This window comes from Saccharopolyspora erythraea (assembly GCF_018141105.1).
GTDB lineage: Bacteria > Actinomycetota > Actinomycetes > Mycobacteriales > Pseudonocardiaceae > Saccharopolyspora_D > Saccharopolyspora_D erythraea_A.
Window position 1 is genome coordinate 3,010,859 of sequence record NZ_CP054839.1, and the last position, 23,183, is coordinate 3,034,041.

A 23,183-nucleotide genomic window follows, 5' to 3' on the forward strand; every position below is an offset into this window, starting at 1 on the left:
ATATGTGCGGCGGTGTCGCCGCTGGTCAGGCTCGGTCGGTGGTCACGATCGGGCCTTTCTTGTCATAGACGATGACCAGGTCGTGGTCTCGCAGGTACTGCGCGAGCTCTTCGGGCGCAGTATTGCGGGCGAGGCCGGCGACGTGGGTGCTGAGCTGGGCCAGTAGGTGGTCTTCGCGGGCGTAGAGGTTCTTGGGCTGGTCGGGGGAGCGGTGTCGGCTGCTGGTGTGGCCGTGGCGGCATCGGTAGCCGGGTCGGTGGTTGGCCCAGTGTGAGTCCATGCGGCGCTGGCAGAGTCCGCACCGCACGAGTCCGGCCAGCAGGTAGGTGCGGGTGGCGCCGTCGTTGGGGGAGCGGGCGGCGCGGATGTGTTGGGCGGCGATGAAGTCGGCTTCGCTGACCAATGCCGGGTGGGTGAGGTGTTTCGAGATCACCCATTCCTGCGGGGCGCTCCATAACTGCAGGGGCAAGTCTTGTTCTTGTGCGCTTTGAGTGTGTTGGCGGTTCCAGACTCGGCGTCCGGTGTAGCGGGGGTTGGCCAGGATTGACACCACGGTCGGTACTTGCCAGCCCTGGGCGGAGCGGTGTGGATTGCGGTCGCGGTCGAGGCCGGATGGGCAGGGGACGTGCAGGTCGTTGAGTGTCCGGGCGAGCGCGGCGAGGCTTATGCCCTTGAGGCGTTGGGTGAACATCCAGCGCACGTGTGGGGCCGAGGCTGGGTCCGGTTCGAGGCGTTGCAGTCGGCGGCCCCAGCGCGCGTGTGCTTGGTTGGGGTGTGGTCCGGCGTCGACGAGCCGGTATCCGTAGGGTGGTCGGCCGCCGAGGTAGCGGCCTTGGTCGTGGGTCTGGGTGCGCATCGCGGCCAGGACCCGGTGTCGAGCCCGGAGCACCTCGCGGTGGGACTGGGCACCGAGCATGGTCATCAGGGCCTGGTGGTTCGGGTTGTCGGCGTGAAACGGGCCGGCGGCTTCGGGGAGCCACAGTTGCATACCGTGGCGTTCGAGGAGCGGGAGCAGGTGGGCGAACTGGTTGCCGGTGAAGGCTCGTTCGTACTCACCGACCACGATCGCCTCGAACGCACGGTCTGGGTTGTCGAGTGCGGCCAAGAGCGCGGCAGCTCGGGGACGCCGGGCCCACGGTAAGCGTCGGGAGCAGCCGGTGTCGAAGTACTTGGCGACGATGGTGCCATGGCCGGTGATGGTGTGTTCGGCGGCTTCGCGTTGCCAGGCCGCGGAAGTGGCGCGGTGCTGGTGGCGGCGTGTGGACGTGCGGCCGTAAAAGGCGAAACGCATCCCGTTGCTGTCACCGCTGGGCGCATGCTGTGCGGTGCGGCGACGGGCGTGCACGGCCCAGCCGGCAAGTGAATTGAGAGAGGGACGCTCACGGATCGGAGTCATGCTGATCAACCTCGCGTGTTAGACCATTTCGGGCGAGACGAGGCGAGCAGCGGCCGGTGACGCCGTGAACGCTGTTACCACCCGTTCAGTTCAGCAGCCAGTAGTGCACGAGTTGGTGAATCCCGCGGGCGTCCTACGGGTGCCGACGAGACGCCGTAACCAGGGGCGGCCTGGTTCCGTGCATGTGCGTCGCTGTGACCCGGCAAACGGTAGGTAGCGCTAGCCGCGCCGAGGCATCCGCTTTGAGACTGCTGAGATGGGAAGTTCGACTGCGAGGGCGCGATACCCTCTGCTCGTGGGGACGTACGGGCCCGCTCTGACTGTCAGCGGCGGTGCCACTGCTCGACTGCGGCCACGAGTTGGTCGGTCCATCGATCGAGGAGTACCGTCCCTTGCTCCGCGGTGGCGCCGGTCGGGTCGCCGAGGACGCCGTTGGGGCTGACCGCGGCCACTCCGCCGGCACGGAGTAGTCGCATCAGTTGAGGTAGCGGGGCGGTGGTACCCGGTTCGGCCGCGGCGTGGTCTACCTGATCGGGGTGCATGTGCAGCATGGCAGAGGTTTCCGTGCGCCCGGCGTGGGAGTCGTCGGCGGGTCCGTCCGGCGTCCAGGTGAGCGCGCGGCGTCCTTCGCCGTGGAGCGTTCGCATGGCAGCGCGGACAGGTTCGAGGTTGCCGCCGTGGCCGTTGACGATGATGACGCCGGTGAATGCGTCAGCGGAGCGGACGAGTTCGGTGAGCACGAGTTCGACCGCCGTCTGACCGATCGAGAGCGTGCCGGGGAAGGCGGCGTGCTCACCGCTGGAGCCGTATGGTAGAGCAGGTGCCACCAGGACGTCCGGGCGCCGTTCTGCCAGTCGGCGGCACAGTTCTTCAGCGATCGCGGTGTCAGTGTCCAGCGGCAGGTGCGGGCCGTGCTGCTCGGTGGCGCCGAGCGGCACTGCCAAGAGAAAGCGCGCGGAGTGGAGCTGGGGCCAGCACATGGATGCCAGGTTCATCGCAGCGTCCGCGCCTCGTCGACAATTCGCGGGATGAGCGGCGCGAGCGTTCGGTGGCGGAAGCAGCCAGCCCACACCCCGGCGCTGTAGGCGAGATCGTCGGCGAGGGCGAGCAACTGCGCGGCCGGATCGACTTTGCGACGGGCGCGCGTCACGTCCCAGATCTTCAGCGCGACGCTCGCGGAGAGGAGGCGGCGACCGTTCCGGCTGAGCAGCGCGAGTGGCCACCACCCACGCCGCATTGCCTCGGCGACCATGCGGGCGACCACAACCTGGCGACGAGCTACGAGGCCGAGCGCCTCCCTGGGGGGCAGGCCGTCCAGCCCGCGAACCAGCCGCATCGCGTCCCCGGCAGCGACCGCAACAGCTGGCAAGGGCTTCCCCGCCGCGACCAACGACCACACGACGGTGTTCCACCGCGTCAGCAAGGCGCAGGTGAGGTCGCCGAAATGGCGGTGGGAGAGCGGTGCCGCAGAGGTGCCGTAGTCGAAGCGCTGGCGCAGCCAGGCGCGCAGAGTGCGGCGGGGCGTGTGCCAGACGGTGACTGTCGGCTCGTAGCGCACGGTGCCGCCGCTCGCGAGCAGCCGCCACACCAGGTCGACGTCCTCCCCGAACCGCAGCTCTTCGTCGAATCCGGCGACATCGGCCAGGGCGGACCTGCGTACGACCAGAGCAGCGGTGGGCACGTAGGAGACCCGGCTCAACGGCCGGACGGGCGCCGGGCCGTCCCCCATGTCCAGTCTGGAGAAGTCAGCTTCGTAGCGCTCCGCCGGCGACCACCCCGTTCGCTGCGAACGCACTCGTGGTGCGACGGCAACGACCTGCGGATCGCCGAACTGCGGCAGGATCGCCTCCAGCCAGCCGGGTTCCGGTGTGATGTCGGAATCCAGGAATGCGACGAGCTCGGTGCTTGCGAGCCGCCAACCGGTGTTGCGGGCTGCCGCGGCACCGCGGGGGCGGTCGTGACGGATCGTAGCGCGCGGCAGCGGGTCGGCGGAACCGTCGTCGACCACGATGCGTCGGGCCAGATCCCGCGTCGCGTCGAGTAGTTGGGCCGTCCCTGCCGGGTTGTCCTTGACCGGGACGACGAGCGTCACGTCCGCGCTGCTGTGAACGCCGGCCGGGGGGTGGGGGTGCACCAGACCCGCGTCGAGGAGCCGTCGCGCGAGCCTTCCCGCTGTCGGGTCGTCGGGCACTGGCTCGTCGTTCAGCCAGCCCCGCACGGATTCCGCGGCCCGGGCGTTGAGTGTGAGGAGCCGGGGTGGCGAACCGCCGAGCAGCATCCGGCCGCCGTCGAACCGACGCAGCGACGGGTCGGCGACCAGCCGCGTTCCCGGTGGGACCGCCCGGACACCGGTCGTCGATTCGTTGACGGCCGTCATGCGGTGAAACCTCCGTCCGCGTGGACGACGGTCCCGGTGAGCGCCGAGGACTCCGGTGAGCACAACCAGCACACCGCGGCGGCGACCTCCTCGGGTTCCAGCAACCGGTCGAGGAACTGGTGGGTGCTGAACTCCTCGACGTTGGGCAGGTCGTAGAGCTCCGCGGTGGCTTGCAGCATGTCGGTTCGGGTCGACCCGGGCGAGACCGCCATCGCGGTGATGCCGGTGCCCCGCAGGTCCGCCGCCAGCCCGCGGACCAGGCCGACGACTGCGTGCTTGGCCGCGTTGTATCCGGCGAGGTGGTAGAGACCCCGGTGTGCCGCGGCCGAGGCCAGTGCCACGAACCGTCCGGAGCGGGGTTCCGGTCGCCGGAGCATCGCGGGCACCGCCGTGGTGGCGAGGTTGGCAACGCCCCGGACCCCCACCTCGAACAGGGCGTCCCAAGCCACGTCCGGGGTTTCCCAGAGCGGTTTACCTCCGGCGATGACCGCCGCTGCGGCAACGGCCGCGTCCACTCCGCCGAACGCCGCCTCGGCTTCGGCGACCGCGTTGCGGAGCGCTTCCTGGTCCCGCACGTCCGCTGGGACGGCGCGCACCGTTTCGGGCCAGCGGCGGGCGAGCGACACCAGTTGTTCTTCTGTCGCCAGCCGGTAGTGTGCGCCGGGGATATCGCCGCACAGGTCGGTGGCGACGACCCGCCATTCGTTGTGGACAAGTCGTTCGACCACAGCCGCGCCGATTCCGCGCGCAGCACCGGTGACGACCGCGCACCTCGGTTCGCCCATGGTATTGCCTCCGACTGTCATAGTCCGCGGGTGAAGCGGTCAGAAATGACGAGGTCATCCCGGGTGAGGTCGTGCACGGAGGACTTGCCGAGCCCGAGGAGCGCGGAGTCGATGCCGTTGCGCAGGATCTCGATCACGTTGTGCACGCCTCGCTCGCCGCCTGCGGCCATGCCCCACAGGTATGCGCGCCCGATGAGCACGGCCCGGGCACCCATCGCGAGGGCCTTGACGACGTCGCTGCCCCGGCGGATGCCCCCGTCGAGCAGGACCTCGATGTCGTCTCCCACGGCGTCGGCGATGCCGGGGAGTACGCGGATCGTCGCGGGGGTGCTGTCGAGGTTGTTGCCGCCGTGGTTGGACACCGAGATCGCGGTGGCTCCGATGTCCACGGCCCGGCGTGCGTCGTCGATGTGTGTGATGCCTTTGAGCAGGAACGGCCCGTCCCACTGGGCGCGCAGCCAGGCCAGGTCGTCCCAGCTCGGCGGCGGAGTCTGCATCCATTCGCCGTAGGCGCCGAAGAACGGCGGCCCCGGTTCACCGGGCTCGGCGAGGTTGGGTGTGGTCAGGTCAGGCAGGGAGCCTCCGCGCAGGTATTCGAACAGCCAGCGGGGGCGGGTGGCCACCTGGGGTGCGAACTTGAGCATGGTCTTGAGGTCGACCCGTTCGGGCAGCGGTGGGCTGCCCCAGTCCCGGGCGGTGGCGAAGGTCCAGTCGAGGGTGACGATGAGGCCCTTGGCGCCGGCTCGCTTGGCGCGGTCCAGCCGCCGCAGCATGCTCTCGGTGTCGCCCAACCAGTAGGCCTGGAAGAAGGTCTTCTCGTTGGCCGCGACGACATCCTCGATCGGCTTGCTGGCGAACGAGGACAGTCCCAGCGCCGTGCCCGAGGCCGTTGCGGCGCGGGCCACGGCAACCTCGCCGTCCGGGTGCACAGCCTGCACGCCGGTCGGGGAGAGGATCACCGGGAGCGACAGCTCCTGCCCGAGCACCTGGGTGGTCTGCGTCCGGTTCGCGGGCAGGTCGGCGATGCGCGGCAGGAACCCCAGCTCGGCGAAGGCGTTCGCGTTGTCGTCGAGGGTGACAGCCCGCTCCGACCCTGCCAGAAGAGCGAGGTAGACCGACTTCGGAAGCCGCTTGCGGGCACGCTCCCTCGCTTCGGCGACGGTTTCGAACCATTGCTTCGTACTCGCCATGGGAGGTCCTCGGCTTGTCGTTGCCCGGAGTTCCGAGCAGGAGTGTTCGGGTGGGAACGGACTCGCGCGGTACAACGAGCGGCTCCGCACGACGTCGGCTCGTGCGCCGAGTGATCAGAGTCCGCTCGCAAGCGGACTGGAGTCGCAGGGCTTCGCCGGGACAGCGGGCATGCCCAGTGACACGGTTCGGCGTCCACTGCGGGAATGGTCTTTCGACGGTCGGGGAAGCCCGGATAGGTCCACAACAGACATCGCAGACTCGCCATGCCCCATCACGCACTCGGGGTCCGGGCCGTCGAGCGGCAGTCCGGTGAAGAACTTCGCCGCCATGCAGCCGCCCTGACATGCGTCGAACGCCGCGCAGGAACTGCACGCCCCTGCCGACTGCGGGCGCCGGAGGTCGCTGAACAACTCCGAATCACTCCAGACTTGCTGGAAGCCGCCGTGGTCGCGTACGTTGCCGGCCTTGAATGCATCGTGGATCGCGAAGGGGCACGCGTAGACGTCCCCGATTGGGTCGATGAGGCACACGACGCGCCCCGCGCCGCACAGGTTGAGTCCCGGCAGTGGTGTGGATCCCAAGGCGTTGAGGTGGAAGAACGAGTCCCCGGTCAGGACGTCCTGTCCGTGGGCGGTCAGCCACGAGTAGATCTGGTGCTGTTGTTCGGCGGTGGGGTGCAGCTCGTCCCACACATCCGCACCGCGACCGGACGGGCGCAGGCGCGTGATCCGCAGCTGCGCGCCGTAGTGGTCGGCGACTCTCTTGAAGTCATCGAGTTGGGCGACGTTGTGACGGGTCATCACCACGGAGATCTTGAAGTCGCGCATCCCCGCCGAGGCGAGGCTTTCCAAGGCACGCAGCGCCATGTCGTACGACCCGGGTCCGCGCACCGCGTCGTTGACCTCTCGGCTGGCCCCGTCCAACGAGATCTGCACGTCCACGTAGTCCATCGCCGCGAGCTGTGCCGCGCGCCGGTCGTCGATGCGCAGGCCGTTGGTCGAGAACTTCACCCCCACCCGGTGGGCGACGGCGTAATCCAGCAGTTCCCAGAAATCGGGCCGCACTGTGGGTTCTCCGCCACCGACGTTGACGTAGAAGACCTGCATCCGGTCCAGTTCGTCGATCACGGCCTTCATCTCGGCGGTGTCCAGTTCGTACGGGTCCCGGCGCCCCGAGGAGGACAGGCAGTGCTCGCACGCGAGATTGCACGCGTACGTCCACTCCCAGGTCAGGCAGATCGGCGCGTCGAGACCTTCCTTGAACTGGTTAACCAGCGATGGCACGGGCGCATGGGAAGACCCGATCGCAGCGGTCATCGTCGACTCTCTCCTTCCGACTGCGCGGTGTCAGGCCGGCACGATCATCTCGGTCGCCGCGAGGGAGGCCAGTGCGCTGCGAAACGAGGCACGTCGGCTCTCCGGGACGGTGACCAACGCGTCCTCGACGCTCGGGTACTCGCCGAGGCGACGAACTAGGTCCACGAGCTCGGGAACTTTCAGGAACGACAACCGGCGGTTGCCGAAGTGGTACGCGAGAGCCCCGAACGGTTCGGGGCGCAATGCCACCTGGGGGTTCAACCGGTAGGTGCGGCTCGCATCGAGATCGGTCATCGCCGCGTCCTCAGTAGACTCCGCACATCCCGTCGATGGAGACCTCCTCGACCAGGAGCTCTTCTTCGACGGCCGGTCCGTCGTCGGTCTCCGGCACCGCAGTGGTGCTCTGCTCACTCATTGAGCGCTCCCTTCCACGCTGCGCGACTGGGCAGTCACTTACGAACGATTGTTTGGAATGTAGGCAGTCTGTCGGCATTGGTCAAGGATCCGATCGTGCGGCGTTGACGTGACGTGATCCGAGCCATAGTTTTGGTACGAACGCTCGTACGTGCTGTCTTGCCTTGAGTGTCGTCGCAGCGGACGTGGGTGGCGAGGCTCGGCTCGGTGAGCTTCTCCAGCAGAAGGCAGCCACATCTCTGTGTGGTCTGACTAGCGGGAGTTGATCCCTGAAGCGGTCGAGGCGCCGGGTCGATGCCGTCAGCCGCTTGGAAAATGAACGAACGCTTGCTAGTTTCCTTCCGTGTGCTGAAGCTCGCTGGGAGGTGCGGTGGAAGAACGGGATGGGCCGGTTGTCGTCATCACTGGTGCTGGTTCGGGTATCGGCCGGGCCGCGGTGGATCTGCTAGCGGCCCAAGGGGTTCGGGTGGCTGCCCTGGACGTGAACGCCGAGTCGATGGCTGAGCTTGGAGTTGGCCACGCGCGTGTGGTCGATGTGACCGACGAGGCTGCAGTGACGAGGGCCATCGAGGGCGTCGCGGAGCGGTTCGGTCGTATCGACGGCGTGGTGAACTGCGCCGGCCGTTTCCTGGTCGGTGCGCTCGACGAGGTCGACCCGGCGTGCGTACGGGACCTTCTGAACGTCAACATCCTCGGAACGACGCTGGTCACCCAGTCGGCCCTGCCGCATCTCCGGCGCGCCGGCGGAGCGATCGTGAACGTTTCGAGCCTGGCAGGGGTGAAACCCACGCCCAGCAATGCGCACTATTCCGCGTCGAAGGCGGCCGTCGCGCACCTGGCCCGGTGTTGGGCGCTCGAGCTCGGCGCGGACGGGATCCGGGTCAACGCCGTGGCTCCAGGTCCGGTGCTCACCGGCATTTACCGCAGCGCCGGGATGTCGCAGGACGAGATCGAGAAGCTGTTGGCCAGGCGGCGGGATGCCACTCCGTTGCGGCGCGACGGTACGGCGGAGGAAGTAGCGCTGTGGATTTCACGGCTGGTGCTCGCGGACGAATGGGTCACCGGGCAGGTCATCGCGGTGGACGGCGGGCTGTCGATCTCCTGACCGCGCCCAGTGCGGCCGCGCCTAGCCATGCGAGCCACGTGGGTACCGCCGATTGCGGCATAGGAACGTTGTCGAGAACTAGCATGGGTAGCAGAGGAGGACCAGTTGCGCACGGTCTCCGATCTGATCAGGCTGAACGCGCGTCGCAATCCAGGCGGCGACGCAGTGGTGGACGCGAGCGGACGGCTGTCCCACGGGGAACTCGCGCACCGGGCGTGGGGGCTGGCGCGCGGCTTGGCCGAACTCGGTGTGCGACCTGGTGACCGCGTCGGGGTCCTGGGTGGCAACAGCATCTTCACCGTCGAGGCGTTCCTGGGCGCGGCCGCGGCGGGAGCGGTCTTCGTGCCCTACAACTGGCGGTGGTCGACACCGGAGCTGGTCGCAGGGGTGAACGAGACCCGTGCATCGGTGGTCCTCGTCGAGGATGCCTTCCGCGACGCCTACTCGGCAGCAGAGGCCACGGGTGAACTCGCTTCTGCCGAGCACGTGGTACACCAGGGCGCTCAGTACGAGGCCCTGTTCCGCTCTGGTGGCCCGATCGAGCTCGACACTTCCCCGGAAGACCCATTGTGCATCCTGTTCACCGGCGGTACCACAGGTTTCTCGAAAGGCGTGGTGCTCTCCCATCGAGCGGCGCTGGCCAACGCCATCAACGAGAACGCCGATTGCGGGCTGGGCCAGCACCAGCAGGAACGAGGCCTGATCATCACGCCGATGTTCCACTCGGCGGCGTTGCTGTGCTGGTTCGTCACCCACTACCTGGCCGGCAAGACCAGCGTGTTCATGCACAAGTTCGATGAGGATGCCGTGGCCGAGATCGTCTCAGCCGAACGGATCACGAACCTCTTCCTCGTGCCGAACATGATCCGCAGGCTGCTGAATTCTGGAGCATTCGAGTCCGACGGTTTCCAGAAGTACTTCCGGGCCATGCATTCCGGCGCAGGCCTGCTGAGGATGCCGGACAAGCAGGCCTTCTCAGAGGTGTTGCCCGACGCCTCCCTGTACTTCCGATACGGGCTCACCGAGGCGGGCCCGATGGTCACGCGGCTCCAGCCCCACGACATGCTCCGAGCCGAAGTCGACGGCTCGATCGGCAAGGAGTACCTGCTCGTCGAGGCCCAGGTCCAGGACGAGTCCGGCCACGAGCTTGAGCCGGGAAGGGTCGGCGAGATCTGCGTGCGGGGCCCGAGCCTGATGACCGGCTACTTCGGTCGGCAGAGGGCGACCGAGGAAGTCTTCCGCGGTGGCTGGCTGCGCACGGGCGACCTCGCCAGTCGTGACCAGAACGGCTACTTCTACTTCCACGACCGAGCCAAGGACATGATCAAGACTGGCGGGGAGAACGTCTACTCGGCCGAGATCGAGCAGGTCCTCTACACGCATCCCGCGGTTCAGGAGGCCGCCGTGATCGGTGTGCCGAGTACCCAGTGGGATGAGGAGGTCCGGGCGATCGTTTCGCTGCGTCCGGGGCATGAGCTGACCGAAGCCGGTGTGCAGGACTTCGTCCGGCGCCATCTGGCCGGCTACAAGGTGCCCAAGCACGTGGCGTTCCTCGAGGCCGGGAGTCTGCCGAGGACGCCGGCCGGCAAGCTGCTGAAACGGAACCTGAGGGACCAGTTGAACTGGTGAGCATTCCGGTGCTCGGCCGGGGCACCGTCTTCCGCATCCACTGTGCGGCTGCGGTGCGTCATCGAATCCTTCTCCGCGAAGCCGTGTCGACTGTCGTGTTCAGCTCGGGCCGCATGCGCTGCAGTGGAGCGCTCGGCAAGGAGATCGTCGTTGGAGGAAGGCATGTCGTATCGCGGTAGAGGGATTGTTGTCACAGGTGCAGGCGGTGGCCTCGGGGCTGCGGTGGCTCGCCATTTCGCCCTGCACGGCGCCAAGGTCGCGTGCGCGGACGTGGCGGTCGAAGCGGCCGCGGCAACGGCGGAGGCGTTGGTGGAGCAGGGAGGTCAGGCGCATGCGTTCGCGGTCGACATCGCCGACGAGCGTGACGTTTCGCGTTTCCGTGACGACGTCGTGGCCGCACTGGGTCCCGTGCACGTCCTGCTCAACATCGCTGGAGTGCTGGACCGCAGGCCGATGGTGGAGCTTCCGGCCGAGGCGTTCCGCGGAGTCGTGGACGTCAACCTGTCCGGGACCTACGCGGTGATCCGCATATTCGCTGACGACCTCCGCGCTGCCGGGCGATCGGGCAGGATCGTCAACGTGGCGTCGATCGCGGGAACCACCGGCTACCCTTTCCCCGCCTACGCGGCATCCAAGGCCGGCGTCGTCAACCTCACCCGGTCACTTCTGATCGACTTCTGGGGGAGCGGCGTGACGGTGAACGCCGTTTCTCCAGGCGCGATGGACACGCCGATGATGGACCAGTCCTCCAAGCCGATGTTCCTGCAGAAGACCCCTGTGAACCGAATCGCGGCTACTGACGACATCGTCCACGCGATCGACTTCCTGTCCAGCGAGAAGGCGGCCATGGTCAACGGGCAGAACCTGGTCGTCGACGGTGGCGCGACCGCCGTTTTCCGCTACGTCAACGACTGAACCGCACCACGACCCGAGATATGTTCTGCCGCGAAGGAGCCCTTGTGAAACTGCTGTCCTTTTCCGTCGATGGGCGCGAGTCCTGGGGCGTGGTGAACGAGGACGGAGTCGTCGATCTCGGCTGCCGATCGGAACTGGGCTGGCCGACGTTGCTCTCGGCGCTGCAGGAGGGCGACTTGACGAACATCGCCGCGAAGTCGACGGGGCTTCCTGCGGACCACGCGCTGGCGGATGTTCGGCTGCTACCGGTCGTGGTCGATCCGGGCAAGATCCTCTGCGTGGGCTTGAACTACGAGGGGCATCGTTTCGAAACCGGCCGGCCGCGCACCGAGCACCCGGTGATCTTCGTCCGGTTCGCCGACAGCCTGACTGGCCACGGATCGCCCTTGATCAAGCCCAGCGACAGCGCGCAATTCGACTACGAGGGCGAGCTGGCCGTGATCATCGGCGAGCCGTGCCGGCGAGTTCCCCAGGACCGCGCGCTCGAGTACGTGGCGGGATACACCTGCTTCAACGACGGATCGCTGCGGGACTTCCAGGCGCACACCCACCAGTTCACCCCCGGGAAGAACTTCCCCGCGACGGGCGCGGTCGGGCCCTGGCTCGTCACGCCGGATGAGTTCGGGAGCATCCCGGACGCGAAACTGACCACCAGGCTCAACGGCACCGTGGTGCAGCAGGCCGAACTTTCGGACCTGACGTACTCGATCGCCGAAATCGTGGCCTACTGCTCGACGTGGACCACCCTGCGGCCGGGTGATGTCATCGCCACCGGCACGCCCAGCGGGGTGGGCAGCCGGCGGGAGCCACCCCTGTGGATGCGACCGGGCGACGTCTGCGAAGTCGACGTCGACAAGATCGGCGTGCTGCGCAACCCCATCTCCGCCGAGGAAGCTCTCCCGATCGATGCCTAGGGCCACGTTCAGGGCCAGCCTGTATTGTCGAACGCTCGTTCGCCGTGGCTCTGCGGGTTCGCGCAGAAAACGAACGTTCGTGGAGTATCATGAGGTCGTGAGCGTGGGCGCGGCCGGCTCCGCCGTAGTGTGGTCGCGTGCGGACGACCCGGTCGCCGACAGCGCTACGCAGGAAGCACGACGAGTGATCGGAGCACGAGCATGCCACGCCCCGCAGGCGGCGTCCGCACAGCCGACGCGATCCAGGAGGCCGCGGCGGAGCTGTTCTACCAGCACGGCTACGAGGCGACGACGCTGCGCCAGGTGGCCCAGAAGGTGGGTATCCAGGTCGGGAGCCTGTACAACCACATCAGCGGGAAGGAAGATCTTCTCCGCAGTCTGATGACCGGCATCATGGCCGACCTGCTGGCTGCTCAGAAGGCCGTGGCGAACTCCCACGCCGACGTGATCGACGCGCTGCGAGCGGCGATCGACTGCCACATCCGGTTCCACGCGCAGCGCGCGCGGGAAGTCTTCATCGGCAATTCCGAACTCCGCTCGCTGTCCAAGAAGGACCGCAACAAGGTGGTCTCGCAGCGCGACGACTACGAGCAGATGTTCCGAGACCTGATCGAGAGGGCCGACCAGGAAGGGCGTGCCGACGTCCTGGACCCGCGGCTGCAGGCCTACGCCATCGTCGCGATGGGCACTCACGTCGCCAGCTGGTACCGCCCCAAGGGGGCGATGTCGCTGGACGAGATCGTCGAGACATACACGGTGATGGCCCTCCGGCAGTTGGGCGTAGCCGAATCGGAGATCCGCGAGGCGCGCGCGGCAAGCTGACACCGCGGCTGCCGGCCGCCTGCCAGCCGTCCGCGCCGGGTGGTCCGGCTCGCGCGAGCTCTTCTTGACCCGTGTCCCGCTGCCGCGTAGGTTGAGAAAAACAAACGATAGTTCGTATAGCCCTACGTGACAGCTCCGCGCTGCGGTCGGGCGGTGTGCGGAAGTCGAGAGGCGGCTGATGTTCTCCAAGGTGCTGGTGGCCAACCGGGGTGAGATCGCGGTACGGGTGATACGCACGTGCGCCGAACTCGGTCTGACGGCCGTGGCTGTGCATTCCGACCCTGATGCGTCCTCGTTGCACGTGCGTGTTGCCGATGAGGCCGTGGCGCTCGGCGGGACCGCGGCTGCGGAGAGCTACCTGGACATCGGCAAGTTGCTCCAGGCCGCCAAGGAGTCCGGGGCGGATGCGATTCACCCCGGGTACGGGTTTCTCGCCGAAAGTGCGGAGTTCGCACGCGCGGTCGCCGATGCGGGGCTGGTGTTCATCGGTCCTCCGGCGGACGCGATCGAGGTGATGGGCGAGAAGGTCGCCGCGCGAGCGGTCGCACTGAAGGCGGATGTTCCGCAGGTTCCCGGCAGCGCTGGTGCGGTCGAGTCGGCGCGGGAAGTGGTCGATTTCGGCGCGGCCCACGGCTATCCGATCGCGATCAAGGCGTCCTATGGTGGCGGTGGCCGGGGGATGCGGCTGGTGCATTCGGAGCATGAAGCCGAAGACGCGCTGGAGTCGGCTCGCCGGGAGGCTCAGGGCGCGTTCGGCCGCGCTGACGTGTATCTGGAGCGGTACCTGGCGAACGCGCGACATGTCGAGGTGCAGGTCTTCGCCGACACCCACGGCAACGTCCGCTGGCTGGGAGATCGCGACTGCTCCGTCCAGCGGCGCCACCAGAAGCTCGTCGAGGAGTCTCCCGCTCCGGGGCTGTCCCCGGAACTTCGGATTTCGATGGGCGAGGCGTCGGTCCGGCTTGCCCGGACCGTCGGCTATGTCGGCGCGGGGACCGTTGAGTACCTCGTGGAGGGCGAGAACTTCTACTTCCTCGAGATGAACACCCGCATCCAGGTCGAGCACCCGGTGACCGAGGAGGTGTTGGGGCTGGACCTGATCGCCGAGCAACTCAAGGTCGCTGCGGGTGAGGAGCTCAGCATTGCGGGTTCCGGACCGCAGCCGCGTGGCCATGCTCTGGAAGTGCGCATCAATGCGGAGAACACGGCCGGGGGGCTCTTCGTCCCGTCACCGGGCAAGCTCGCCGAGCTGGAGGTGCTGCCGAGGGTCGGTCTGCGTTTCGACAGCGGCTACGAGGCCGGCGATGAAGTTCTGCCGCATTACGACAGCATGATCGGCAAGTTGATCGTGTGGGCTCCTGATCGTTCGACCGCCGTCCGCCGCATGCTCGCGGCCCTGGACGAATTCACCGTGCGGGGTGTGCCCACGACCGTGCCTGCTGCGCGAGCGGTGCTGGAACACCCGGACTTCGCTGCCGTCGAGTTCACCACGCGCTGGCTGGAATCCGACGTGGAACTGCCCGCTGCGCCCGCTGACCACGTCGGACACGTCGAAGAAGAGGCCGACGACGCGTGCCGCGACGAAGTGTGGGTCGCAGGCCGCCGGTATGCCGTCCCCTTCCACACGGCGAGGGTGGCGGGGCAGTCCGCGGGAGCGCCGACGGCGGCCCGCCGACGAGCCGGTGGTACCGCTCCCAAGAAGAGGACGGCGAAAGCCGCAGCACATTCAGCCGGGACCGTCACGAGCCCGATGCAGGGGACCGTTGTCAAGGTCAACGTCGAGGAGGGTGCCCGGGTCAGCGCCGGAGAGGTGCTCTTCGTCGTTGAGGCGATGAAGATGGAAAACCCGGTCATCGCGTCCGGTGACGGCACCGTCGAAGGCGTCGAGGTGTCGGTCGGCGACGTCGTTGTCGCCGGAGCGTCGCTCGCCGTGTTGGTGCCAGCGGAGCAAGCGGCATGACGAGCGCGGCTGCGCACCACGACGCGACACGACCAGCACGGAGGACGTGATGAAACCGTACCGCTCGCTGCTCTTCGTCCCAGGTCACAAGGATGCCTGGGTGGAGAAGGCGGTCCGGGCAGGAGCCCACGCGCTCATCCTCGACCTGGAGGACGCCGTCCCCGAAGACCTCAAGGAATCCGCGCGCGACACCGTCGCGAAGTCGATCGCCTGGCTGGCCGCGGAACACCCGCGGGTCGGAGCGGTCGTGCGGGTCAACCCACTCGACAGCGAGCACTTCGCCCGGGATGTCGCCGCTGCCGTCCGTCCCGGGCTCAGCGCCTTACTGCTGCCGAAGCTCTACCACCGTGACGACGTCGTCCGCTTCGACGCGTTGGTGAGCGCCGCGGAGATCGAGCGCGGATTGCCCCGCGGGTCGGTGGCCTTGATCCCCTCGTTCGAAACGGCACGTGGCCTGGCCAACGTTCAGGAGATAGCCGATGCGTCGCCGCGGGTCGGGAGCCTGATGGCCGCGGCGGCTCGCGATGGCGACGCCGCGCGGGAGCTGGGGTTCACCTGGACTGCTCAGGGCGAGGAAACGCTGTACATGCGAAGCAAGGTGGTGAGCGCGGCTCGCGCTGCGGGTGTGCGCCACGTCGTGCTCGGCCTGTGGCAGGAGATTTCCGATCTCGATGGGCTGCGGGACTTCGCGGAATCCAATCGCCGGATCGGCTATGGGGGCCAAGTGATCATCCACCCCTCACACGCGCCGGTGGTCAACGAGGTCTACAGCCCGTCCCAGACCGAACTGGATCGGTATCGCCGGCTGGTGTCGGCCTATGAACAGGCCGCGGCCTCCGGATCGGGCGCCGTGCTGTTCGAAGGCGAACACGTCGACCTGGCCCATGTCGAGCACGCGACGGACGTGCTGGAACAGCAAGCGCGAGAGAAGGAAGGTGATCGGCTGTGAGCGGACTGCACTTCGAGGAGTTCGAAGTCGGAGCGGTGATCGAACACGCCACGACTCGGACTGTGACCGAGACCGACAACCTGCTGTTCACCACGCTGACGATGAACCCGCAGCCCCTGCACCTGGACGAGGAGTTCGGCAAGAACAGCGTCTTCGGTGCGCGGATCGTCAACAGCGTCTTCACGTTGGGGCTGGTCACCGGCATCCCGGTCGCCGAGACGACGCTGGGCACCACCCTCGGCAACCTCGGGTTCGAGGAGGTGACCTTTCCCCAGCCCGTACTCATCGGCGACACGCTCCGCGTGGAGACCGAGGTGCTGGACAAGCGGGAGTCGCGGTCCAAGCCCGACCGCGGTGTGGTGCGCCTTGAGCACCGTGCCTACAACCAGCGCGACGAGCTCGTCTGCAGACTCCGCCGAGCCGGCATGATGAAGCGCAAGAACGCCGCGGCATAGCTTCCCGGCAACGGGCGTGGTGCCGGCGGAGTTGCCGGCACCACGCCCGTCCGTCTTTAACGGCAACGAATCATGAAGCTGCTGCGGAAGGTCATGACGACGTCGCTGTTCTGGTTCACGACGCGGTAGGCGAGCGTCCAGATCCCCTGGGACGAGCTCGATGAGCGTCGCGTCGCGGCGACCTCCGCTTCGGGCCGCACGGTGTCTCCGATGTGCACCGGTGCGGTCGCGCGAACGTCGTCGAGACCGAGCCAGGCGACGACGTTGCCGAAGTAGCCGGTCTGGGTCATGAGGCCCAACGCGAGCGACAGGGTGAGCGGGCCGTGCGCGATCCGCTGTCCGAACCGCGTCCCGGCCGCGTACTGCTCATCGAGGTGCAGGGAAACCCAGTCCCCGGTGAGGCCTGCCCAGTTGACCAGGTGCGCTTCGCTGATCGTGATACCGGGCCCACGCAGCAGCGAACCTTCGGCGAGGTCCTCCCAGAAGCGTTCGGACTGACCGGTGACGCGCACCGCCTCCACGCTTTGCATGTTCACGCTCATTTCTCCACTCCCGTCTCCAGCGGAACCGCGGTCTCCTCGGCGAGGAACCAGTCCAGCCGGCCGATGAACGACTCCTCGTGCTCGCGGAGAGCATCCGCCGCGGGCCCCTCGAATGCGGCTCTGACGGCCTCGACCGATCCGAACCACAACTCGGCCAGACCGTCGTACGGCCAGTCCCGGCGATGGGCGATCGCTGGGTTCTGCACGTACCTGAGCACCCCACCGAGAGCGCGTACGAACTCGGGGTGCTCGCTCTGCCAGCGCCGCAGGAACTCCTCCCGGCTGAGGTCTTCCCGGCGTCTGATGAGCGCTACGACCTTGACCATCTGCACCTCTTTAACTTACGAGCGTTCGTTCGCTACACTACTGGCGAAAGCGAACCACGGTCAACGACGGCCGACCGACGACTCGGATGTGAGCATGAGCGAGGCAGGGCAGCGCGAAGCACCGCTGGGCGCGGTGCACGACGAACTCGAGCGGCGGCTGGAGGTGGCGCGGCTCGGTGGCGCGGAGAAGCACCGCAAGAAGCAGGTCGAGGCTGGGAAGATGCTCGTCCGGGAGCGCCTTGAACTGCTGTTCGACGAAGGCTGGAGCTTCGAGGACGGCCTGCTCGCGCGGTTCGACGAGGGTCTTCCCGGCGATGCCGTGGTGACCTGCGTCGGCAAGGTCGACGGGCGCGACGTCTGCGTGATCGCCAACGATTACACCGTCAAGGCGGGCACCTGGGGTAAACGCACGTTCGAGAAGATCGTGCGGATGCAGGAGATCGCTGAGGAGACGGGTACGCCGCTGGTCTACCTGTTCGACTCCGCGGGGGCTCGCATCGATGAGCAGTTCGAGAGCTATGCGGGGCGGCGCGCCTGGGGCAACATCTTCTACAACCAGGTGCAGGTATCCGGTCGGATTCCCCAGGTGTGCGCATTGTTCGGTCCCTCGCCGGCCGGCTCGGCCTACGTCCCGGCGCTGTGCGACTACACCGTGATGGTCCGGGGGCACGCCACCGCGTACCTGGGCTCGCCGCGACTGGCCGAGATGGTCACCGGCGAGCAGGTGACGCTGGAGGAGATGGGCGGCGCTGACATGCACTGCCGGACCTCCGGGCTCGGCGACGCCTTGGTCGAGGACGACGAGGAAGCCATCGCCGCCATCCGTGTGTGGTTGTCGTATTTGCCGGAGAACTGGCAGCAGACGCCACCGTCGGTGGCATCGGAACCACCCGCACCGGGGCGTACCGTTCGCGAGATCGTGCCGGTGCGGGAATCCGAAGTCTTCGACATGCACGATTTGATCGACGCAGTCGTCGACGACGGGACCTTCTTCCCGTACAAGGAGCTGTTCGCTCCAGAGCTGGTAACCGGCTTCGCGCGGCTCGGCGGGGAGACCGTGGGGATCGTCGGCAACCAGCCGAAGCACATGGGCGGTGTGCTGTTCCCGGACTCGTCGGACAAGGCGGCCCGGTTCATCTGGATCTGCAACGCGTTCAACGTCCCGCTGCTGTTCCTCGACGACATCGCCGGCTACATGATCGGTTCGGAGGTGGAGCGGCAGGGCATCATCCGGCACGGCGCGAAGATGCTCTTCGCCGTCGCCGAGAGCCGGGTGCCTCGGATCGCGGTCCTGGTGCGCAAGGCGTACGGCGGAGGCTACCTCGCCATGTCCGGCGCGCCGATGCGCCCTGACGCCGTGATCGCGCTCGCCACGGCCAAACCGGCGCTCATGGGGCCCGACGCCGCGGTCAACGGGGTCCACTTCAACCGGATCCAGGCGATCGAGGACCCGCAGGAGCGTGCCCGGTTCATCGCCGAGAAGCAGGCGGAGTACGCAGAAGGCATCGACGTGTTCAAGATCGCCAATGAGAACGCGGTGGAAGCCGTTGTTCCCGCCGAAGAACTGCGCAGCGAACTGATCGCGCGTTTCCGCATGTATCGCAAGCGCTCGACGCGGCCGCCGGAGCGGCGCAACGGTGTCACACCAGTGTGACGCGATGCGTGCTTGGGCGGCCTCATGAGCACCTGAGGCCGCCCTTTTTCGGGTGTGGGCGGTAGTTGCTGGCCGTTGGTGTGATGCGGGGTGTGGCCATGATGGTTTCGCGTCAGGTCGGGTCCTACGGTAGCCGTCGCGAGGGGCAGATGCCTTTGGAATCTCGCAAGCCGGAGGCCGATCCGCGCTGGCCGGCCACTGTTGAAGTCGGTGACACGCTGCGGATCAGCAGCCTGAGACGGGCCACGCTTGCTCGCGGCCAGAGAGCAGAGCAAACAACGCGGGTTGGGGGGGCACTCACGATCGGTGCACCCCCCCAACCCGCTTCCGGTCGTTCACTCCGCGGTCTTCGCCGGTACCGACGCGTCAGGCGTGGCCGGGGCCTCTTCGGATCCGATGCCGGTGAGGCCGCGCAGCTGCAGGTTGGAAAACCGCTGCTCGTCTCCGGGTTCCCGTTTGCTGAGCACGCTTCCGAGCCAGCAGCCGGCGAAGCCGAGCGGCGCCGACAGGAGAATGGGGAAGGCCAGCGGCCACGGAGCCGTCGCTTCGCCACCGGGCCACACCGAGGGGCTGAGCAAGATCAGCGCCAGTGCGCTGGCCAATCCGAACAAGGCCCCGACGATGGCGCCTGTGGTGTTCATGCGCTTCCACACCAACGTGAGCAGGAGGACCGGGAAGTTCGCACTCGCCGCGATCGACGTCGCCAGAGTAGCCAGGAACGTGACGTTCGCGGTGTCGCCCACCGCGACCGCCACCAGCATGGCCGCACCCACAACGACGCACGCGGCAATGCGGCCGACCATCCGCTCCTCGGACTCCGGTCGGTGGAAGACATTCGCCCACAGATCGTGCGCCACCGCGCTTGCCGCGGCGAGCACGAGTCCGGCCGTCACGGCGAGGATCGTGGTGAACGCCACGGCGGTGATCAGCGCCAGCAGCAGGTCGCCGCCAAAGGATCCCGGTCCGCCGCCGAGCTCTTGGGCGAGCATGGGAAGCGCCATGTTTCCGCTCGAGCCCGCGGCCTTCTCCTGGCTGGGATCGAGGAGAACGCGGGCGCCGAAGCCCAGGAACACGATGAGAACGTTGAACACCCCCACGAGCAGGACTGCCCAGTTGCCGGACTGCCGGGCCGCCGAGGCATCGGGCACCGTGAAGAAGCGCATGAGGACATGCGGCAGGCCGACCGACGCGAGGGTCACCGCGACGCCCAGCGAGATCAGGTCGAGCGGATTGTCGAAGAACAGGCCGGGGGCCAGATAGTGCGCACCGTGGGTCGAGCGTTGCGTGGCCTGGCTGATGACGTCCAGGGGGTTGAAGCTCACCTGCCACAGCACCAGCACCACCAGGAAGACCACGGTCGCCATCAGCAGGATGGCCTTGATGATCTGCACCCAGGTGGTGGCGAGCATGCCACCGAAGAGCACGTAGGCCAGCATGAGCAGCCCTGCGATGACCACTCCGGTGCTGAACCCCAGGCCGGTCAGCGCCTCCATGAGCACTCCCGCGCCGACCAGCTGTGCCAGCAGGTAGAACAGTCCGATCGACAAGGTCGACAGCGCCGCGATGGCGCGCGTCTGCCGCGACTTCAGGCGGAGGGCGAGAGCGTCGGCGAAGGTGAACCTGCCGAGGTTGCGCATCTTCTCGGCCAGGAGGAACAGCACGACGAGAAACGCGCCCGTCGCACCGACCGCGTAAACCAGGCCGTCCATGCCGAACAGGAAAGCCAGCCCGGCGTAGCCCAGCAGGGAGGAGGCGGACAGGAAGTCACCGGCGATCGCGACACCGTTCATCCTGCCGGACACGTTGCGACCTGCGGCCCAGAAGTCGGTTGTCGTCTCGGTGCGCCGCGACGCGAAGTAGGTCACCAGCAGCGTCACGCCGACGACTGCGGCGCTGACCAGGATCGCGGTGACGTTGAAGCCGCCTGTGCTCATGGCGCCACCTCGCGGTGCGCGGCACGGATGTCGGCGATCCGTTCATCCCAGTGCGCTGAACGCCTCTCGTACAGGTAGCCGAGCGTGAAGATGAGCGCGGTGTAGAACACGCTCAGCAGAACCCCGAGCGGCATGCCCGGTGCGATCGGAATCCCGAAGGTCTGAGGGGCCAGCGCGGCTAGGCCGAAGAACAGCGCTGCCGCGGTCAGGAAGGCCGCCCACGCGGGAACGAAGAACCGCCGCCGAGCGCGCAGGAGCGCCCGCATCTGCTCCGGGGCCACCACGTCGGCTCGCGGCGTCGGGCGGTCCCGGCCTTGCTCGCTTGGTCGTCTCACGTTTGTCCTCACTGACGAACGAAGGTTTGTTCGTTTATTAACGTAGAGACTCGCATCACGGCTGACAAGGGTCGCGGCGTGGAGGTCATGGTGTATCGAAACAGTGACTATGTGCTGCTAAGAGACTGGACGTGAGGCTCGGCCGGCGTGGCGCATGCTCATGCGGGCGCGTTGACGTGAGGGGTCTACGGCGGCAACTATGAGAAGCGAACGGTTGTACGTTTGCAAGGTGCGGCCATGGGAGGGAGCCCCACGTCGTGCCGGCTGGGAAGGCGACGGCCGACATCGCGCACTCGGGCGGGGCTCTCAGGATCGCCGGGGCCGCCTGACCAACACCGTGGTCAAACCTCGACGAAAGGGAGCTCGCCGACTGATGGACACCAGGCACACATCGCAGCCGAAAGCGGCGGGCGGCCTGCCGGGCAATGAATCGCTCGACACCCCCGAGCAGGCGGAGGTACGTCAGCTGGCCCGTCAGATCGTCTCCAGGCAGTCGCCCGACGAGAAGATCCGCAGTCACGACGAGGCGCACACCTTCGACCACGAGCTCTACCGCGGCCTCGGCGAAGCCGGCCTCGTCGGCCTTGGAGTGGATGCCGCCAGCAGTGCTCACCCGGACGCCCGCTACCAGGTGGCTGTGGTCGAGGAACTCGCCGCGGGACCGACATCGATGGCCGTCTGCCTGATCGTCCAGTACATGGGTGTCCAGTTGTTGACGACCCTTGGCACACGCGAGCAGAAGGAGGACGTGCTGGCGCCGCTGGCGGGTGGCGCGCAGCGGATCGCCTTCGCGCTCACCGAACCGGACGCCGGGACGGACGTGGCCGCGGCGATGCGAACGCGTGCGGAGAGAAGCGACGGCCGGTGGGTGTTGAGCGGCACCAAGACATGGATCTCCGGGCCGAAGGTCGCGGATCACGTGATCGTGGTGGCTCGCACGGGGCCGGCGGAACCATCTCGTGTGGACGGGATCTCCCTGTTCGTGGTGCCGACGACCGCGCCGGGGTTGCGGATTCGGGAGTTGGACACCGTTGGTATCAACAGCCTGGACACCTGTGAACTCGTGCTGGACGAGGTGCAGGTGCCGGAGACGGCTCTGCTCGGCGCAGTCGGGGCGGGCTTCCGGTCGTTGCTTGCCACCCTCAACCAGGAACGGCTCAACGCGGCAGCGGCGGCGTTGGGGATCGCTGAGGGTGCCTTCGTCCTGGCCGTCCGCTATGCGGGAGAGCGACACGCGTTCGACCGGCCGGTCGGTGCGTTCCAGGCATTGCAGCACAGACTGGTGCAGTCGGCGCTGCGGATCGAGTCTGCTCGCGGGCTGCTGAACCGGGCTGCGGATGCTGCTGCGAGCGGCGAACGCGCAGACGTGCTCTCGGCCATGGCCAAGCTCGCGGCGTCCGAAGCGGCAACCGAAGTGACCGATCAAGGGATGCGGATCCTCGGCGGGGCTGGGTACAGCCGCGAGTTCGCCATGCAGCGGTACTTCCGAGACGCGCGGCTCTACACGTTCGCTCCGCTGACCGACGAGATGCTCAAGAACTACCTGGGCGAGCAGATGCTGGGGCTGCCCCGGTCGTTCTGACCGTGTTTCGAGGCCGGGGAGAACGCGGCCTGCCTCGCGAGTGTCCCGGTGAGGTGTGGGATGAGAATTGGGGAACTGTCTCGACGTACCGGCGTGAGTACGCGCGCCTTGCGGTACTACGAAGGCCAGGACTTGCTTCACCCCGTACGGGAAGCGAACGGATACCGAACTTATCCCGAGGGATCGGTGGACCGGGTGAGGCAGATCCGGGAACTGGTGCTCTCAGGGCTTCCTACGCGGGTGATCCGCAACATTCTTCCCTGCGTCCGCGGTCCAGAGGCCGATCCGCAACCGTGTGCCGTCCCCGACGTCGACATGGTGGCGATGCTCACCGCGGAACTGCGCGAGACCGAGGAACGGATCCACTACCTGACGCTGAGCCGAAACGCCCTTCGCCGGTATTTGGCGGTGCTCGAAGCGCCGGCCGATCCCGCGTGATGACGCGGTGGCCGGCGTCACGGGTGCGATCGTTGACCTTGACGCCGACGTCAAGGTTTAGCTTCGAGTGCACGCTGTGCCCTCTGGCGCGAAAGACGCCCATGCGTCATGAGACGCCGACCTCCATGGGCTGGTTTCACCCAA

At 67.4% G+C, this 23,183-nt stretch carries 23 protein-coding genes; 11 read left to right on the forward strand and 12 right to left on the reverse strand.

Annotation, left to right across the window (positions count from 1 at the left end; translation table 11 throughout):
• Positions 1-25 precede the first annotated feature (25 nt).
• From HUO13_RS14080 to mftA, 8 genes are all read right to left on the reverse strand, one after another.
• Positions 26-1,396 (reverse strand): recombinase family protein, encoded by a 1,371-nt coding sequence (locus tag HUO13_RS14080; RefSeq protein WP_249124782.1) that lies wholly within the window; start codon positions 1,394-1,396, stop codon positions 26-28.
• A 323-nt stretch (positions 1,397-1,719) separates the two neighbouring features.
• The gene (gene mftE, locus HUO13_RS14085; protein ID WP_349253371.1) at positions 1,720-2,466 is read right to left on the reverse strand and encodes a mycofactocin biosynthesis peptidyl-dipeptidase MftE; all 747 of its coding nucleotides are present in this window, start codon (positions 2,464-2,466) and stop codon (positions 1,720-1,722) included.
• Positions 2,388-3,674: a mycofactocin biosynthesis glycosyltransferase MftF gene (gene mftF, locus HUO13_RS14090; protein ID WP_249124783.1), complete on the reverse strand. Its 1,287-nt coding sequence runs from the start codon at positions 3,672-3,674 to the stop codon at positions 2,388-2,390. Before mftF ends, mftE begins: the two co-directional genes overlap by 79 nt.
• Before the next feature lie 95 nt (positions 3,675-3,769).
• Positions 3,770-4,558: a mycofactocin-coupled SDR family oxidoreductase gene (locus HUO13_RS14095; RefSeq protein ID WP_211901817.1), complete on the reverse strand. Its 789-nt coding sequence runs from the start codon at positions 4,556-4,558 to the stop codon at positions 3,770-3,772.
• Positions 4,559-4,575: 17 nt separating this feature from the next.
• On the reverse strand, positions 4,576-5,748 hold the full coding sequence (mftD, locus tag HUO13_RS14100; protein ID WP_211901818.1) for a pre-mycofactocin synthase MftD: 1,173 nt from the start codon (positions 5,746-5,748) through the stop codon (positions 4,576-4,578).
• Positions 5,749-5,862: 114 nt separating this feature from the next.
• A complete protein-coding gene (mftC, locus tag HUO13_RS14105; RefSeq protein WP_211901819.1) occupies positions 5,863-7,065 on the reverse strand; it encodes a mycofactocin radical SAM maturase in 1,203 nt (400 codons plus the stop codon).
• Positions 7,066-7,095: 30 nt separating this feature from the next.
• Positions 7,096-7,359 carry a mycofactocin biosynthesis chaperone MftB gene (gene mftB, locus HUO13_RS14110; RefSeq protein ID WP_211901820.1) on the reverse strand — a complete coding sequence of 88 codons (264 nt, stop codon included), beginning with the start codon at positions 7,357-7,359 and terminating at the stop codon, positions 7,096-7,098.
• Between the two features lie 10 nt (positions 7,360-7,369).
• Positions 7,370-7,480, reverse strand: coding sequence for a mycofactocin precursor MftA (mftA, locus tag HUO13_RS14115; protein WP_211901821.1), 111 nt, complete (start codon positions 7,478-7,480; stop codon positions 7,370-7,372).
• Between the two features lie 369 nt (positions 7,481-7,849).
• Here mftA and HUO13_RS14120 point away from each other — a divergent pair, with 369 nt between their 5' ends.
• From HUO13_RS14120 to HUO13_RS14155, 8 genes are all read left to right on the forward strand, one after another.
• Entirely contained in the window at positions 7,850-8,584 is a 735-nt protein-coding gene (locus HUO13_RS14120) for an SDR family NAD(P)-dependent oxidoreductase (RefSeq protein WP_211901822.1), read from the forward strand.
• 105 nt (positions 8,585-8,689) lie between these two features.
• Entirely contained in the window at positions 8,690-10,213 is a 1,524-nt protein-coding gene (locus HUO13_RS14125; protein ID WP_211901823.1) for a class I adenylate-forming enzyme family protein, read from the forward strand.
• A gap of 150 nt (positions 10,214-10,363) precedes the next feature.
• Positions 10,364-11,128 (forward strand): SDR family NAD(P)-dependent oxidoreductase, encoded by a 765-nt coding sequence (locus HUO13_RS14130; RefSeq protein WP_211901824.1) that lies wholly within the window; start codon positions 10,364-10,366, stop codon positions 11,126-11,128.
• 44 nt (positions 11,129-11,172) lie between these two features.
• Positions 11,173-12,042, forward strand: coding sequence for a fumarylacetoacetate hydrolase family protein (locus HUO13_RS14135; RefSeq protein ID WP_211901825.1), 870 nt, complete (start codon positions 11,173-11,175; stop codon positions 12,040-12,042).
• A 201-nt stretch (positions 12,043-12,243) separates the two neighbouring features.
• The gene (locus tag HUO13_RS14140; protein ID WP_211901826.1) at positions 12,244-12,864 is read left to right on the forward strand and encodes a TetR/AcrR family transcriptional regulator; all 621 of its coding nucleotides are present in this window, start codon (positions 12,244-12,246) and stop codon (positions 12,862-12,864) included.
• Positions 12,865-13,042: 178 nt separating this feature from the next.
• Complete coding sequence (locus tag HUO13_RS14145; RefSeq protein ID WP_211901827.1) at positions 13,043-14,824, forward strand: acetyl-CoA carboxylase biotin carboxylase subunit; 1,782 nt, start codon at positions 13,043-13,045, stop codon at positions 14,822-14,824.
• A gap of 49 nt (positions 14,825-14,873) precedes the next feature.
• Complete coding sequence (locus HUO13_RS14150) at positions 14,874-15,773, forward strand: HpcH/HpaI aldolase/citrate lyase family protein (RefSeq protein ID WP_211901828.1); 900 nt, start codon at positions 14,874-14,876, stop codon at positions 15,771-15,773.
• Positions 15,770-16,228, forward strand: coding sequence for a MaoC family dehydratase (locus tag HUO13_RS14155; protein ID WP_211901829.1), 459 nt, complete (start codon positions 15,770-15,772; stop codon positions 16,226-16,228). Before HUO13_RS14150 ends, HUO13_RS14155 begins: the two co-directional genes overlap by 4 nt.
• A 56-nt stretch (positions 16,229-16,284) precedes the next feature.
• Here HUO13_RS14155 and HUO13_RS14160 read toward each other — a convergent pair whose 3' ends face one another.
• Complete coding sequence (locus HUO13_RS14160) at positions 16,285-16,758, reverse strand: MaoC/PaaZ C-terminal domain-containing protein (protein WP_249125123.1); 474 nt, start codon at positions 16,756-16,758, stop codon at positions 16,285-16,287.
• Positions 16,759-16,766: 8 nt separating this feature from the next.
• The gene (locus tag HUO13_RS14165) at positions 16,767-17,096 is read right to left on the reverse strand and encodes an EthD family reductase (RefSeq protein ID WP_211901831.1); all 330 of its coding nucleotides are present in this window, start codon (positions 17,094-17,096) and stop codon (positions 16,767-16,769) included.
• Here HUO13_RS14165 and HUO13_RS14170 point away from each other — a divergent pair.
• A complete protein-coding gene (locus HUO13_RS14170; protein ID WP_211901832.1) occupies positions 17,089-18,750 on the forward strand; it encodes an acyl-CoA carboxylase subunit beta in 1,662 nt (553 codons plus the stop codon). The two genes, HUO13_RS14165 and HUO13_RS14170, sit on opposite strands and share 8 nt — an antisense overlap.
• A gap of 335 nt (positions 18,751-19,085) precedes the next feature.
• Here HUO13_RS14170 and HUO13_RS14175 read toward each other — a convergent pair whose 3' ends face one another.
• Both HUO13_RS14175 and HUO13_RS14180 read right to left on the reverse strand, forming a co-directional pair.
• On the reverse strand, positions 19,086-20,627 hold the full coding sequence (locus tag HUO13_RS14175) for a solute symporter family protein (protein WP_211901833.1): 1,542 nt from the start codon (positions 20,625-20,627) through the stop codon (positions 19,086-19,088).
• Between the two features lie 53 nt (positions 20,628-20,680).
• Positions 20,681-21,019, reverse strand: a complete 339-nt coding sequence (locus HUO13_RS14180; RefSeq protein ID WP_211901834.1) for a DUF485 domain-containing protein — start codon at positions 21,017-21,019, stop codon at positions 20,681-20,683.
• Positions 21,020-21,392: 373 nt separating this feature from the next.
• On the opposite strand from HUO13_RS14180, the gene HUO13_RS14185 reads away from it, so the two are divergent.
• Together HUO13_RS14185 and HUO13_RS14190 are read left to right on the forward strand one after the other, a co-directional pair.
• Positions 21,393-22,601 (forward strand): acyl-CoA dehydrogenase family protein, encoded by a 1,209-nt coding sequence (locus HUO13_RS14185; protein ID WP_211901835.1) that lies wholly within the window; start codon positions 21,393-21,395, stop codon positions 22,599-22,601.
• A gap of 60 nt (positions 22,602-22,661) precedes the next feature.
• On the forward strand, positions 22,662-23,039 hold the full coding sequence (locus HUO13_RS14190) for a MerR family transcriptional regulator (protein WP_211901836.1): 378 nt from the start codon (positions 22,662-22,664) through the stop codon (positions 23,037-23,039).
• Positions 23,040-23,183: the final 144 nt, after the last annotated feature.

Excerpts from the sequence above, each read along its gene's own strand:
- HUO13_RS14080 (WP_249124782.1), bottom strand. The coding sequence starts at position 1,396 with ATGACTCCGATCCGTGAGCGTCCCTCTCTCAATTCACTTGCCGGCTGG.
- mftF (WP_249124783.1), bottom strand. The coding sequence starts at position 3,674 with ATGCTGCTCGGCGGTTCGCCACCCCGGCTCCTCACACTCAACGCCCGG.
- HUO13_RS14095 (WP_211901817.1), bottom strand. The coding sequence starts at position 4,558 with ATGGGCGAACCGAGGTGCGCGGTCGTCACCGGTGCTGCGCGCGGAATC.
- mftD (WP_211901818.1), bottom strand. The coding sequence starts at position 5,748 with ATGGCGAGTACGAAGCAATGGTTCGAAACCGTCGCCGAAGCGAGGGAG.
- mftC (WP_211901819.1), bottom strand. The coding sequence starts at position 7,065 with ATGACCGCTGCGATCGGGTCTTCCCATGCGCCCGTGCCATCGCTGGTT.
- mftB (WP_211901820.1), bottom strand. The coding sequence starts at position 7,359 with ATGACCGATCTCGATGCGAGCCGCACCTACCGGTTGAACCCCCAGGTG.
- mftA (WP_211901821.1), bottom strand. The coding sequence starts at position 7,480 with ATGAGTGAGCAGAGCACCACTGCGGTGCCGGAGACCGACGACGGACCG.
- HUO13_RS14140 (WP_211901826.1), top strand. The coding sequence starts at position 12,244 with ATGCCACGCCCCGCAGGCGGCGTCCGCACAGCCGACGCGATCCAGGAG.
- HUO13_RS14145 (WP_211901827.1), top strand. The coding sequence starts at position 13,043 with ATGTTCTCCAAGGTGCTGGTGGCCAACCGGGGTGAGATCGCGGTACGG.
- HUO13_RS14150 (WP_211901828.1), top strand. The coding sequence starts at position 14,874 with ATGAAACCGTACCGCTCGCTGCTCTTCGTCCCAGGTCACAAGGATGCC.
- HUO13_RS14160 (WP_249125123.1), bottom strand. The coding sequence starts at position 16,758 with ATGCAAAGCGTGGAGGCGGTGCGCGTCACCGGTCAGTCCGAACGCTTC.
- HUO13_RS14165 (WP_211901831.1), bottom strand. The coding sequence starts at position 17,096 with ATGGTCAAGGTCGTAGCGCTCATCAGACGCCGGGAAGACCTCAGCCGG.
- HUO13_RS14185 (WP_211901835.1), top strand. The coding sequence starts at position 21,393 with ATGGACACCAGGCACACATCGCAGCCGAAAGCGGCGGGCGGCCTGCCG.
- HUO13_RS14190 (WP_211901836.1), top strand. The coding sequence starts at position 22,662 with ATGAGAATTGGGGAACTGTCTCGACGTACCGGCGTGAGTACGCGCGCC.